Annotated in this window: 12 protein-coding genes; 1 reads left to right on the top strand and 11 read right to left on the bottom strand. The window is 40.9% G+C overall.

All coding sequences use genetic code 11. From position 1 onward, the window contains the following. Window positions 1-15: 15 nt before the first annotated feature. The 11 genes from pgl to MUCPA_RS32930 all read right to left on the bottom strand — a co-directional run bounded on the left by pgl (window position 16) and on the right by MUCPA_RS32930 (window position 12,372). Window positions 16-741, bottom strand: coding sequence for a 6-phosphogluconolactonase (gene pgl, locus MUCPA_RS32980; RefSeq protein ID WP_008512652.1), 726 nt, complete (start codon window positions 739-741; stop codon window positions 16-18). 1 nt (window position 742) lies between these two features. Continuing rightward, window positions 743-2,257: a glucose-6-phosphate dehydrogenase gene (zwf, locus tag MUCPA_RS32975; RefSeq protein ID WP_008512651.1), complete on the bottom strand. Its 1,515-nt coding sequence runs from the start codon at window positions 2,255-2,257 to the stop codon at window positions 743-745. Between the two features lie 47 nt (window positions 2,258-2,304). Further along, a complete protein-coding gene (gene gndA / locus MUCPA_RS32970; RefSeq protein ID WP_008512650.1) occupies window positions 2,305-3,720 on the bottom strand; it encodes an NADP-dependent phosphogluconate dehydrogenase in 1,416 nt (471 codons plus the stop codon). Between the two features lie 187 nt (window positions 3,721-3,907). Continuing rightward, on the bottom strand, window positions 3,908-4,531 hold the full coding sequence (locus MUCPA_RS32965) for an HAD family hydrolase (protein ID WP_008512644.1): 624 nt from the start codon (window positions 4,529-4,531) through the stop codon (window positions 3,908-3,910). Window positions 4,532-4,536: 5 nt separating this feature from the next. Next, entirely contained in the window at window positions 4,537-5,634 is a 1,098-nt protein-coding gene (gene tal, locus MUCPA_RS32960; RefSeq protein WP_008512643.1) for a transaldolase, read from the bottom strand. Window positions 5,635-5,771: 137 nt separating this feature from the next. Further along, window positions 5,772-6,479, bottom strand: a complete 708-nt coding sequence (gene rpiA, locus MUCPA_RS32955; protein WP_008512642.1) for a ribose 5-phosphate isomerase A — start codon at window positions 6,477-6,479, stop codon at window positions 5,772-5,774. Window positions 6,480-6,664: 185 nt separating this feature from the next. Further along, a complete protein-coding gene (tkt, locus tag MUCPA_RS32950) occupies window positions 6,665-8,671 on the bottom strand; it encodes a transketolase (protein ID WP_008512641.1) in 2,007 nt (668 codons plus the stop codon). A gap of 16 nt (window positions 8,672-8,687) precedes the next feature. Next, complete coding sequence (locus MUCPA_RS32945; RefSeq protein WP_008512640.1) at window positions 8,688-9,440, bottom strand: ROK family protein; 753 nt, start codon at window positions 9,438-9,440, stop codon at window positions 8,688-8,690. Between the two features lie 543 nt (window positions 9,441-9,983). Then, a complete protein-coding gene (locus MUCPA_RS32940; RefSeq protein ID WP_008512638.1) occupies window positions 9,984-10,517 on the bottom strand; it encodes a hypothetical protein in 534 nt (177 codons plus the stop codon). A gap of 797 nt (window positions 10,518-11,314) precedes the next feature. After that, on the bottom strand, window positions 11,315-11,869 hold the full coding sequence (locus MUCPA_RS32935) for a hypothetical protein (protein WP_008512637.1): 555 nt from the start codon (window positions 11,867-11,869) through the stop codon (window positions 11,315-11,317). Between the two features lie 26 nt (window positions 11,870-11,895). Continuing rightward, on the bottom strand, window positions 11,896-12,372 hold the full coding sequence (locus MUCPA_RS32930) for an SRPBCC family protein (RefSeq protein WP_008512636.1): 477 nt from the start codon (window positions 12,370-12,372) through the stop codon (window positions 11,896-11,898). A 194-nt stretch (window positions 12,373-12,566) separates the two neighbouring features. Here MUCPA_RS32930 and MUCPA_RS32925 point away from each other — a divergent pair, with 194 nt between their 5' ends. Beyond that, window positions 12,567-14,480, top strand: a complete 1,914-nt coding sequence (locus MUCPA_RS32925; protein WP_008512635.1) for an AMP-dependent synthetase/ligase — start codon at window positions 12,567-12,569, stop codon at window positions 14,478-14,480. Window positions 14,481-14,619: the final 139 nt, after the last annotated feature.

Here is a 14,619-nt window from a genome sequence, read left to right as displayed (position 1 = left end):
AATTTAGTATACTTTTTACTTTTTTATTAATGACGCTGCTGACTGATCTAAAAACCAAAGCACATTTTCATCCTTGCGGATCAGTTGTGCAGGGTATTCATCAATATTTTCGGCATCTTCCAGTACGTGGTGCACAGCTTCGGCTTTTCCCTGGCCGTATACTAAAAAGGCAATGTGCCGGGCCTGGTTTATTAAAGCCGCGGTAAATGTGATGCGGTAAACTTGCTGATCTTCCAAAAAGACTTCTTCAACAGAAGCTGTCGGATCGTGCAGAACAAGCGTATGCGGAAACAGTGACGCCGTGTGCGAGTTATCACCCAAACCAAGTAAGATTAGATCGAACACCACTTTTTCAGTTTTAAAAAAGTTGTAGATATCGTCGGTATAATCCTTAGCTGCTTCTTCCGGACTGTGTAGTGTATTCACCTTAAATACCTGAGAATAAGGTATGTTTAATGGGTCAAATAAAGCTTTTTTTACCATCAAGGCATTACTGTCCGGATGATTATCGGGCACGTTGCGCTCATCGCCAAAAAAGAAATATACTTTCTCCCACTCAACCTGGTTGCTGTAAGCGTCAGATGCCAATAACTCGTACAATTTTTTTGGAGAACTGCCGCCCGACAATGCAACTGTAAAACGCTCCTGAACGGCAATTGCTTCGGATGCCGATTTTACAAAAAAATCAGCCAAGCCCGTTAATACTTCATCCGTAGTCTCAAATATCTTCAGTGTAGCCATATTATTTCTTTTTGTTGGCAAGCGGTAAGGTAAACCAGTGGAAACCATCGCGGGCAATTAAAGCCTCTGCAATTTCCGGGCCCCATGAATCAGCTGCATAGTTAGGGAAGCTCAGGCTCTTTTTAGTTTGCCAAGCATTTAATATCGGCATAATCAATTCCCAGGCAGCTTCTACCTGGTCGCCACGCATAAACAGGGTTTGATCGCCAAGCATGGTATCCAACAATAAAGTTTCGTAAGCTTCGGGAGCTTGCCCATCATAAGTACCACTGTAATCAAATACCATATCTACTGCGTTCAGTATCATATCTAAGCCGGGCCTTTTGGCTTGTACCTGCAAACGGATACTCATTTCGGGCTGTATACTGATGATCAGCCTGTTTTGTTGCCAGCTTTCTGTAGACTCTGGTGAGAAAACAAAATGTGGAACATCTTTAAACTGTATAGTAATTACGGATGACGATTGATGCAACCTTTTGCCGGTACGCACGTAAAACGGTACGCCTTGCCAGCGCCAGTTATCGATGAAAAATTTAACCGCAGCAAATGTTTCGGTATTAGATTCTGGCGCTACCTTGGCTTCTTCGCGATAGCCGGGTACCTGCTTACCCTCAATCCAACCACTGCTGTATTGCCCACGCACTGCCGAGTGGCGGATATCCTCGGATGTGAATTTACGCATGGCGCGCAATACCTCTACCTTACGGTTGCGCAATTCGTCTGAACTGAAATTAATCGGCACCTCCATTGCCACAAGGCATAACAACTGCAAAATATGGTTTTGCACCATATCGCGCAAAGCTCCGGCGCCGTCATAATAATCGCCACGCTCGCCCATGCCTAATTGCTCGGTTACTGATATTTGTACGTGCTCAATGTAATTACGGTTCCATAACGGTTCCAAAATGGCATTGGCAAACCGGAAAGCCATAATGTTTTGAACGGTTTCTTTACCCAAATAATGATCTATGCGGTAAATTTGCTTTTCATCATAAAGCCCGGCCAGCAATTTGTTTAATTCGCGGGCGGTTTCCAGGTCGTGTCCAAACGGCTTTTCTATCACCACACGTACCTTTTCGGCATTTTGAGCAAGTTTAGCTTTCGCGATGTTGCAGGAGATGATAGGAAAGAAATTAGGAGATACCGCCAGGTAGTAAATTACGTAAGGTTCCTGGCCCCACTCCGCTTGTTTTTCGTTGATCTTGGTACCAAACTCTTTATAAGTTTCAGCATCATTAGCATCGGATACCTGGTAAGATACATTTTTTGCAAACTCTGCCCACTTGTCATCCTTGGTTTTTCCGGTCCGTGAAAACTGGTTGATACCTTCGTGCATCTTGGTTTGGAAATCCTCGTCGCTCAGTTTGGTACGGCCTGTGCCAACAATGCTAAACTGCTCGGGCATAAAACCATCTAAAAAAAGATTATATAATGCCGGACCCAACTTACGTGAACTCAGATCGCCGGTTGCACCGAAGATGAAAAATATGGTGGGTTGTGATTTGATTGTTTTCATTTTGATAAAATTCTTGCTATCAATTATTTAAAGCCTCCAATTAAACCTTATTTAGGCATCCATTGGGTATGAAATACGCCTTCTTTACCAATTAGCGCATAAGTATGGGCGCCAAAATAATCGCGCTGCGCCTGGGTTAAGTTAGATGGCATATTTTTGGTACGGAAGTTGTCAAAATAACTTAACGCCGCCGCATAAGCCGGTATAGCTATACCCGCGGTAACGGCTGCCGAAACCACGTTGCGCATACCTGGCAAGGCAGCTACAACCAAATCTTTCACATCGCCGTCTAAAAGCAAATGTTCCAGTGTTTTATCTTTGCCGTAGGCATTGTAAATATTCTCGAGGAAAGTTGAACGGATAATACAGCCTCCTCTCCAGATCTTGGCAATTTCATCTAAATGAAGATCGTATTGATATTCGTCGGATGCTTTGGATAACATGTGCATGCCCTGTGCGTAGGTGATGATCATGCTAAAAAAGAAAGCATCTTCCAATACGGTTAAAAAGGCCTCTTTATCCGCAACAAGCGGTTCACTTGAACTGTATATCTCGGATGCTTTGGTACGAAGCGATTTATATTTCGACAGATCGCGCATGGATACAGCGGAATCAATCACCGGGATAGGAGTTTCCAGATCCATAGCACCTTGTGATGTCCATTTCCCGGTGCCTTTGGCGCGGGCTTCATCTTTAATATCGTCAACCAGCAAATGATCGCTGCCTTCGGCTTTATAGGTAAAGATATCACGGGTAATCTCGATCAGGAAGGATTGTAACCGCCCGTTGTTCCATTTTTCAAATACGCCATGTATCTCATCATTGTTTAACTTTAAGCCGTTGCGTAGCAGCTCATAAGTTTCGGCTATTAATTGCATCAAGCCATACTCGATGCCATTATGAACCATTTTAACAAAATGGCCTGATGCACCCGGGCCAATATAAGTAACGCAAGGTGCGCCATCAACTTTAGCCGCTATAGCCTCTAAAATAGGCTTCATTACATTATAAGCGTCTTTATCACCACCAGGCATCATACTTGGGCCTTTACGTGCGCCTTCTTCTCCGCCGGAAACGCCCATACCAAAAAAGTGCAGGCCTTTGCTTTCCAGGTAATCAACCCGGCGGTTTGTATCTGTAAAGTGCGAATTACCGCCATCTATCAGTATGTCTCCCTTATCTAACAAGGGCAAAAGTTCTTCAATAACCTCGTCCACAATTTTACCGGCTGGTACTAACATCATAATGGCCTTGGGGCTTTTCAAACTTTCGGTAAATTGCTTTACATCGCTGAATCCCTTTACCTTATGTGGCGCTCCCTCTTTTTCAAGTTGAACGCCTTTTGAGGCGTCCTTATCAAAACCGGCTCCGGCAACACCATGATCGGCCATATTTAATAATAGGTTGCGGCCCATGGTACCCAGGCCGATCATCCCAAAATCGTACTTATCTTCTGTGCTCATTTGTTAATGGTTATTGTGTTATTTTGTTGTTGAGTTATTTGTTAACGGGTTACTGTTTATTTTGTTATTTATTATTAAGTTATTGGCTTAAAAAGCAGTGAACCAGTGTGATCATCAAATCAGGTAGTTATAGCCTCAGTAACCAATAACTCAATAACAAATAACTCACTCAATAACCTGTATAAACTTACAGCTGGCTCTTCGCCTTTAAACCTTCAAGTATCTCTTTAGTTTTTTCAAAACTGGTGTGCTGATAAGCTTGAATGCCTAATTTTTGAGCCGTGGTAACGAACATGATCCGGTCGTCAAAATACACGCATTGCTTCTCTGATACCTGCGCAATACCCATAGCTAACTTAAAAATGCCAGGATCAGGCTTACGCATCTTCACTTCACATGATGATATAAAAGCGTCAAAACATTCGTGCAGCTTAAATTTCTCAACACGGTAATCGTTCAATTCCTTACCCTCGTTATTGATAGAGATGATACGGAAGCCGCAATCCTTCTTCCAGCTTTTTAGCCAGGCAAGCATATCCGGTAACTCTACCGACTGCTCATAAATAAACTTTTTAAAGTCTACCCTTGTAAAATCCCTGGGTTGGGTAAATATCACCGTATCCAGGTAATCATCCAGGGTGATACTGCCAATTTCGTAAACGTTGAATATAAAATTGTGCAGCGTATTAACTTCTTCGTAATCCAGGCCGAATTTTTCGGCGGCTACCTTACGCGACTCGTGGCCCCAGCCGTTGCTGAGCAAAATGCCACCAACGTCAAAGAACAGAACTTTTACTTCCGATTTTTCCAAGGGAATTATACTTTATTTTTTTGATCCTCAATAGCTTGCAGTAATTTCTCAAAAGGCTTGTTGAATTTTTCGATGCCTTCGTCCTCCAATTGCTGGGTGATAGCATCGATATCAATGCCTGCCGATTTTAGTTTTTCTAATATTTCGGTGGCGTTATCCAGGCCAAGCTCCAAAGTATCGCCTGCTACGCCATGATCGCGGAAAGCTTCGATGGTTTCTAACGGAACAGTATCAACAGTATCCTTGCCAATTAAGGCTTCAACATATTTGGTATCTTTAAAAGCAGGGTTTTTACTGCTTGTACTTGCCCATAACAAACGTTGTGGTTTAGCACCTGCGGCTTCTAATTTTTTCCATCTTTCGGTATTGAATACCCTTTTGTAAATTTCGTAAGCCTTTTTTGCCGAGGCTATGGCAACTTCGCCTTTCAATTCGGGCAGACCTTTTTCATCCAACAAGGGATCAACTATCACATCAATGCGGCTTAAAAAGAAGCTCGCTACAGATGCTATGCTATCAATTGGTTTGCCAGCGGCTAACCGGTCTTCTAATCCTGATATGTAAGCTTCGGTTACATCTTCGTAACGCTGTAAGCCGAATAATAAGGTAACATTGATGTTTAATCCTTCGCTGATGGCTTTACGGATAGCAGCCAGTCCAGGTTGTGTACCCGGAATTTTGATCATTACGTTTTCGCGATCAACGGCTTTCCAAAGCTCTAAAGCCTGGGCAATGGTTTCGTCTGTTTTTAAAGCCAAAAACGGAGATACTTCAAGGCTTACGTAGCCATCGGCACCTTTAACTTCTTCGTTGTAAACATCGCTGAATATATCGCAGGCTTTTTTGATATCGGCCACAGCCAAACCAAAAAATAACTCCTCGTTAGTTTTACTATCTGCCGCTAAGGCTTTAATATCAGCGTCGTAATCTGAGCTGCTGGTAATGGCTTTTTCAAAAATGGCAGGGTTTGATGTTACACCTCTAACACCATCCTCGTCAATCAGTTTTTTTAATTTACCTGAAGAGATGATCTCACGGTCAATAAAATCCAACCAAATGCTCTGGCCGAAACTATGGATCTGTTTTACTTTATTTTCTGACATTTTAAGATTAATTTTAATTTATTGATTTAAAAATAGGTTAAAGTTTATTGATTACGCAGGCATTAGCTAAAGTGCTCATTATTTTTTCAATAATGGTAATCATTGTTTCATTGTAATGCAAGTACAAGGTAAAATTGTTAATTATTACCGGCAACCAAAATTTCTAAAGGGTAGCCTATAAACAAGCCGCTTTCAATAACACCGGTAATTGCCTTAATATCTTTCTCAAGGCTGCTGCCAACCTCATCAAACCGGCAATCCAATATTAAATTATCGTTTTCAGAAATTATCGGCCCGTCCTTCCCTTTTGCCGGCCTTACCACAATGCTATTGGCTCCCAGCTTTTTAAGTTGTTGCTCTACATATAATAGCGCTTGCGGGAACACCTCAATAGGTATTGGAAAATTGGTGCCCAGCCTGGTTACCAATTTGGACTCATCAACAATGATGTAATTTTTAGGGCACGAGCTGATGAGTAGTTTTTCTTTAAATGCTGCCCCGCCCCTGCCTTTAATTAAACTTTTATTGGTATCAACCTCATCGGCTCCATCAAACAACCAATCAGGTTTGTTTTCAAATAGGGTGGTTAAAGGGATGCCGAGTTTAGCGCAAAACATACTGATCTCTATCGAGGTAGGGATACCTTTTACATTAAGCTTTTCGGTTTTGATACGTTCGGCTATAGCAATCAGGGCGAGATACACGGTAGATCCGGATCCTATCCCGAGGGTATCACCATCCGTCACTTTTTCGGCAATTTGCGCGGCTACCTTTTGCTTTCCGCTGATGTTGATAATATCGGCAGACCATTGGAGGTTTTTAATTAAACTACTTTCCCAATCCATGTTTTAGATTTGAGATGTTTAGATGTTAGTAAGGCAACAGAATCACCGCCTTAAGAAGAGTTAGCTCAAGGCAACTCTAACTAACATTGCGCATCGGTATTTATTTTTGATATAAAAACGTTAGACATGAGAAATCAAAATTACCTATCTGGAATTCTAATAGCTCATATCTAACATCTTAAAATCTATAAAAGTGCTTTGGCCTTGTTAACTACATTCTCAACGGTAAAGCCAAATACCTTGTTCAATGCTTCGGCAGGGGCAGATTCGCCAAAGCCGTGCATAGTTACAGTATCGCCCTCGTCGGTAACGTACTTGTGCCAGCCTAATGCCGAACCTGCTTCTATTGCCAAACGTTTTTTAATGGCTTTAGGCAATACGCTTTCTTTATAGGCAGCGTCTTGCTTTTCAAACAGCTCCCACGATGGCATGCTTACCACGGTTGCTGCAATACCTTCTTCCTTTAACTTGGCCTGAGCTTTCATAGCCAGGTCTACTTCCGATCCGGTACCGATCAAGATCAGCTGTGCATCACCTTCGGCTTCCGAAAGTACGTAAGCTCCTTTAACAACATTGGTTGCTTTACCATATTTATCCTGATCCAAAATAGGCAGGCCCTGGCGGGTAAATATCAATACTACTGGTCCGCCTTTATGCTCTAAAGCTACTTTCCAGGCTTGTGCAGTTTCGTTGGCATCAGCCGGACGAAGCACAACAATGTTAGGTATTGAACGTAACGATATCAATTGCTCAACCGGTTGGTGAGTAGTACCATCTTCGCCCAAACCAATACTATCGTGTGTGTACACAAATATCGAACGGATCTTCATGATAGCCGCTAAGCGGATAGGAGGACGTTGATATTCGGAGAAAATTAAAAACGTTGCACCGAAAGGGATAATACCAGGTGTTAAAGCCATACCATTGATGGCTGAGCCCATAGCATGTTCACGGATACCGAAGTGGAAGTTACGGCCGCCGCGGTTTTCGGATGTGAAAGAATCGTAAGCTTTTAAATGAGTTTCGGTTGACGGAGATAGATCTGCCGCACCACCAATTAATCCCGGAATTTTACCAACAATGGCATTTAATACTTTACCTGATGCCTGGCGGGTTGCCATTTTAGGATCAGATGCCTTGAATGTTGGCAGAGCATCTAACCAACCCTCAGGCAATTCGCCGCTGGCTGCTAATTCATATTCGGCAGCAAGTTCGGGGAACTGAGCCTTGTACTCGGCAAATAATTTGTTCCATTTGTCTTCTGTACCTGCACCACGCGCCCCTATCTCATGGTAATATTTCAATACCTCTTCAGACACTTCGAAAGATTTTTCAGGATCAAATCCAAAAAACTCTTTCACCAATTTCACCTCATCAGCGCCAAGCGGTGCTCCGTGAGAACCGGCTGTACCAGATTTATTAGGACTTCCGTAAGCTATCAGCGAACGAACACGGATTAACGATGGTTTTTGTTTTTCGGCCTTGGCATTAGTGATAGCTAACTGCAACGCATGGATATCGTTAACATCATCAACCGATTGTACATGCCAGCCGTATGCTTCAAAGCGTTTATTCACATCTTCGTTGAAAGCAATATCGGTACTTCCTTCGATCGAAATTTTGTTATCGTCATATAAATAAATGATGTTGCCTAATTCCAGGTGACCGGCTAATGAAGCCGCCTCGGATGCCACACCTTCCATCATATCACCATCGCTGCAGATAGAGTAGATGTGATAGTTAAACAGATCAAAACCAGGCTTGTTATAAGTGGCGGCCAAATATTTTTGAGCTATTGCAAAGCCAACACCATTTGAAAAACCAGCGCCCAGCGGACCTGTTGTTACATCGATACCGGGCGTTAAACCGTACTCAGGGTGGCCAGGTGTTTTACTGTTTAACTGGCGGAAATTCTTAATATCATCTAAACTAATATCGTAACCTGTAAGGTAAAGGATACTGTATTGCAACATACAAGCGTGCCCGGCTGATAGGATAAACCTATCGCGATTAGCCCAATGCGTGTTTTTAGGGTTATAATTTAAAAATTCTTTCCATAGAACATGTGCCATTGGTGCCAGTGCCATTGCTGTACCCGGGTGACCGGAGTTTGCTTTTTGAACAGCATCTACTGATAATACACGGATGGTATTAATAGCTTGTTCTTCGATACTTCTTGTTGTTGTACTCATATTTGATTTGTGATAATTATTGATTCTGTTTTAATGCAGTGATCAGATTTTCTCTTTTATCTTGTTTCCAAAGCCGGGCGCCACCTTTGATACCGTCCCGGTTTGAAATTATTTTAATGTTATCATCAAGCTTGAATTTGATTTTACGCGAGTTGCCCCCACCTATATATAAGGTGTCGTAATTGAAAACAGTTTTTAAAATGCCGATAATATATTTTAACCGGTCGTTCCATTTCTCTTCGCCTTCTTTCTCCAAAGCCTTCTCGCCTATGTAGTCATCGTAAGTTTTGCTTTTGGTGATAGGGTGATGGGCTATTTCCAGGTGGGGAAGCAAATAGCCATCGGATAAAAAGGCTGTACCGAACCCTGTGCCCAGGGTTACCACCATTTCAAAACCTACACCTTGTACTACACCTAAGCCTTGCATATCGGCGTCATTAACAACCTTTGTAGGTTTGCCTAAGGCCTGTTCAAGATTTTCAGCCAGATCAAAACCTTTCCAGGCATCGGTACCTAAATTAGGTGCGGTAAATATCACACCGTTTTTTACATAACCCGGAAAGCCTACCGAAACCTTATCATAAACAGGAAATGCCTTTATAAGCTGCTGTATAACCTCTATCAGTTGTTTTGGCTTGGGCGATGGCGGAGTGACTATCTTTTCGTAATCCATTAGCAAAGCTCCTTCGTTATCCAGAATTGTTGCCTTAACATGCGAACCGCCAATATCGATGGACAGTATTTTATCTTCCGAAGATGTTTGTTTCATAGATGTTTTTAATCTTGCCCCTTAAGCAAGCTGCCTTTAGTTATAGACATATGTACAAGTCAAAATGTTTTCTGTTTTCGGTCAGATATCTTTACCTGGTTTATTTCGGGTAAATATAAAAAAAATACAACCGATTGCATAAATCAATCTTGTTAAATATGTTTATCCAAATATGAGGTTAATCAATTAAACCCTCCCAAATTTATGGTTAAAAATTAAAAGAAATAACATTGCCGTGATTTTAAACCACAGGGAAATTAACTTGCCAATTAATTAAAAAGTGAATTATTTGGGCATACTGCAATCAACCACACTATATTAGTAATCCTGGTTTATTAACCAAACATTAAACAATATTGCAATCAATTTACCTACTTAATTTTAGCTGACGCACCCGCTCCAATACCGGAGATAGTTATAAGGCGGAGAAAATTGAAAATTGTGCTCTAAAATTACACATTGCGTAGCTTGCACACCTGGCGAGCACAAGCTAAAAAGGCCAACCAAAAATGGCCGGCCTTCTTACTTAATGATAATGTTTTATTAAAGTTTAAATCCGTAAGCTATACGTAAGCCAACTAAACCATAATTGTTACTTTGGCCCGAAAAATTTTCGTAACGCAAGCCAACATCAAGGCCTTTGTAATTGGCATAGCCAATACCTGGTGAAACGATCAGCTTTGTATTTTTTGCATAATTTGTTTCAAAACCAGCACCAACTTCTCCACTAAAATAAATGTTATCGTTAGCAAATACTTTTAAACCGGCTTTTACAGGCACTATACCCAAATCTTTGCGAGAAACTCCAGCTACATCTTTAAAAAAAGCATTGTAGTAACCAGACGTTAGCATAATCGATAAATTTGACCTGGTATCGTACTGTAATCTGGCCGTTCCGCCAAGTTCAAAGTTAGAAGCGTCGTGAAGATTACCTGTTGGAAGCCCCGCCTCTACACCAACGCCTAAACGCCATACATCGCCTGGGTTTGCTTTTGTCTGTTGGGCTTTAACGTTTGATCCGAAAAGAATGGCAACTGCTGTTACAGCTGATGCAATCCATTTAGTTGAAGTGTTCATAAAATTGTGTTTTCGTTTATATTAAACAACGACCTATATAATTATAAGATCGATAAGCCGGGATCAAAAACATTGCCATTAATGAATCTGGTGATGGAGGTTTACATTTAGATTACTTTTTATTTCGAGCTAATAAAATATTAAATTAATGTTATCATCTGATTATCAATAAGTACTTCGGGCTTGTAGAGCCAGCTATTATTGCGATTATCCTGATAGAAATTCGACGTATATATTCATGGCCACAAAATAAACAAGTGTCCTTTTTACAGTAAAAAGCGTCGCCAAATAATAAATAAAACGGCCATTGATGCCTGGATTATTTAAAATTTAAAGGCCGTGTACTATTAAATATACAAATGACTTTGAGTGCAGCGGTGATATGAATAGCTACTAATTAAAACTAAATCCGCAATATTTTTTTATCCGCAGTAGTTTTTTTGCGAGGTATCCATATACTGCCATACTTGACATAGGAGCCGTTTAAAATTGGGAAGGATGCAAAATCGATATTTTTCTGTGCTTCAAAAACATAGGGTTATGTTTAAAAAGATACTTGGTTTAAACGTTAGTATCCTCGCCTGTCTTTTTCTCAAAAAAAAAGGGAAAACAACAAGTGCTCTCCCCTTTTTTAATTAACTGACCTTATTATTTACCAAATAAAGAACGCTTTTTTATTTGAAATTGGCTAAACGATTTGGTGTTATAAAGTTAGGGGATTGTACATTAACTTAAATTTATTTAACACATTTTAACAATAACTTAAAGCGATACAAAATTAAAGGCGCGAGGAATAATTACTTAATGGCAATGATCTTCGATTTATTTACAATTTCGTTATTTTCCGACTCGCTATACCTTATAACTACGTATCCCTTGTTAAGCGAATCTTTTTCAATGGGTTTTATATGAGCTTCCCATTGGTTACAATGAGTAGTGATAGGCGGTACGGCGTAAATCCATTTATCGTTTTTGTAGGTGTATACCAAATAGCTTCTCCAGCAACTGGTAAACCACTCGGGCAATAAGCCTATCTCATCTTTTCCATCGCCGTTTAAATCACCAAGATTATCAGGTGTCCCATCAATGCAGTTGTTCACCTTAATATCTGCAATCGTCGTATCCGAAAACCTTAAATAGCTTACACAACCACCAACGCAGTCGGTACCTTCTTTATTGAGCTTAGGCTTTACTAACCGTACAATTTCAGGTTTACCATCGCCATTAAAGTCTCCTTGTATAACTTTTGGAACAGGCGGCTTACTGGTTTCGGCGTTTTTTGTATTGTTTACACAGCCCGCGTAAATGCAGGTTAGAATAATGGACAGGCATATCAGGTTAAAGGTTTTCATACCAGAATATTTTTCAATCAATACAGTTAAGCGTGATCTTTGTTTTGCAGCTCACCATTCTCGGCAAATTGTTTGATAATGGCGTTTCTTTTGATAAGCAAATTAGCCATATATTGCTTTAAAAATAGGGCATTGGCTATTTTCCCTAAGATACCGAACGGCGACTCAAATATAAAAACATCAGTCATGTTGGTAAAAACCCCTGCTTCAAAAAAATGATGTTCGTGCCTGAACGATTTAAAAGCGCCATCAACCATTTCATCAACAAAAAAAAGAGGTCGTTCCATTACTGTAATTTTTGAAGTGAGGTTTTGCCATACACCGAAATGCCTTGCCCGCCAGGTTACAGTTTCGTTTAATTCAATTAAGCCGGATGTTTTACCTGCAATAGCGGTTTCGCCCGTTTGCCGCGTTGACGCCAGGTGTAGATCGACATCTCTCGACAAATCAAAGCACCTGTATGCTGGAGCTTTAATCTGGGTTTCTATTTTAATGGTGGGCATATGAATATGGTTTACAAGATAGTTTATTTAACGATGATTTTAAAACCGCGATGCAAGCATTAAAGTAAATGGCAAGCATTTATACGGCTATAAAATATCCAGTTTTTTCTGCATAGCCTGATTGTTGAAAGGTATTTCGTATTTGTAGTAAATAATATAAATTTGTTGTTTGCATTTTATAAACCCATTAGTTAATGAACCCGGTAACAGCGCAATCAACAGTTCCTACTTTAATACGCAACACGGTAACCAATATCCACCCGGAAAACCATACCTTTTTAATATATAAAGAAAATGATAACTGGGTTGAGATTTCCTACCGGCAGGCTTTGGATAAAATTGATGCTATATCGGCTTATATGTTAGATATGGGGATCAGAAAGGGCGATCGCCTGGCGCTGATCATCGAAAATGGACCTGACTACGTTTACTACGACCAGGCCTTACAGCAAATCGGGGCCGTTAACACATCGATTTACCCGACACTTTCTGAAACCGACATCGAATATATTTTAAATGATTCGGGCGCACGGACGATATTGGTGGGTAATCCTTTTTTATTGCGAAAGATCATTAAGATAGCTAACAACTGCCTTGAGCTGATGAGGATTATACCCGCTTTTGATGATTTTGAAAAGCATACTGATAAGGTGAACCTGAATGCTGGGCTGATAGCATTCGCTAACTTGATAGAAGAAGGAAGAAAATGTGTTTCTCAATATAGCCAGGCTATTAATGCTGCCCGCGAGGCTATTATCCCGTCAGATCTTTCGTGCCTCATCTATACCTCTGGCACCACCGGAACGCCCAAAGGTGTTATGCTCACTCACTCTAACCTGGTAGAGAATGTGCGGGTTTGCCTTGATCAGATCCCGGTGATAGACAAAGACGAGACATTTTTATCATTTCTGCCCCTCTCTCATGTGTTTGAGCGAACGGCCACCTACCATGTTTGTTTGGCAAAAGGCTGCAAAATTGCATTTGCGCAAAGTCTTGATCTGTTGGCCAAAAACATGGGTGAAGTGAAGCCTACAGTAATGAACTGTGTACCAAGACTATTGGAGCGAATTCATGACAAGGCGATGAAGAACGGCACATCTGCCGGAGGGACTAAGACAAAAATATTTTTATGGGCGCTTGAAATTGGAAAAAAATATCGCCTGGTGCAGGAAGCAGGTAAAAAGCCTGGATTTATTTTGCAGCAACAACATAAAATTGCTGATAAATTGGTTTTTAGCAAGATCAAAGAGAAAACTGGCGGCCGCTTAAAATTTATGATCTCGGGCGGCGGGGCTCTGCCCAAAAACATCGGTGAGTTTTTTGGCGACCTGGGAATCAAGATCTTAGAAGGCTTTGGCTTAACCGAAACTTCACCAGTTATGTCTGTCACCGAATATCACCGCCAGGTATATGGCACTGTAGGCAGGATTATTCCGGGTATTGAAGTGGCTATACAAAATGTAGATACAGGATATATTTACAGTATCCAAACGCATGAATCCTTCAACCCTGCCTTCCAAAGCGAAGAGGGTGAAATTATTGTGCGCGGCCATTGTGTAATGAAGGGCTACTGGAATAAGCCCCAGGAAACGGCCGTTGCCATTGATGTGGATGGCTGGTTCCATACGGGTGATATAGGTCGTTTTTTTAAAGGCAATCTGCAAATTACCGATCGCCTTAAAAACATGCTGGTTAATGCTTATGGGAAAAACGTATACCCCACACCGGTTGAAAATACCTACCTCAAAAGCCCGAAAATTGAAGGGCTGTTTTTAGTTGGCGATAAACGCGAATACATCACAGCCATTGTAATACCGGCCAGAGAAACACTGCAAGAGGTATTTAACCTTGATAATTCTTTTTTTGAGAATGCAGAAGTATTTATCGATAATCCCGAAATCGTCAAATGGATAGGTCAGGATATCCGCAAATTCAGCAATGAACTTGCAAAATTTGAACGTATAAAAAACTTTAAAGTTAAACGCAATCCTTTCAGCATGGATGAAGGCGAAATTACCCCCACCATGAAACCCAAACGTAAGGTGATTGAAAAAAAATACGCGCAAGCCATTGATGAAATGTACTTGCAGGAAGCTGAAGTTGATTGATGAAGCATTGTTGTTAACTTGAGCGCGGGTTGCGCTATTTTTATCTGTGGCTGTATACAGGGTAATAATCAGAATCGTACTTATCAGAAGCTTACTTATAAAGCACTTTTTTCATTGCTTAACGTTGATATACAACATT

Source organism: Mucilaginibacter paludis DSM 18603, assembly GCF_000166195.2.
Lineage (GTDB): Bacteria > Bacteroidota > Bacteroidia > Sphingobacteriales > Sphingobacteriaceae > Mucilaginibacter > Mucilaginibacter paludis.
The sequence above is the reverse complement of the archived record's forward strand: the minus strand, read 5'-3'. Positions and strand labels throughout refer to the sequence as shown.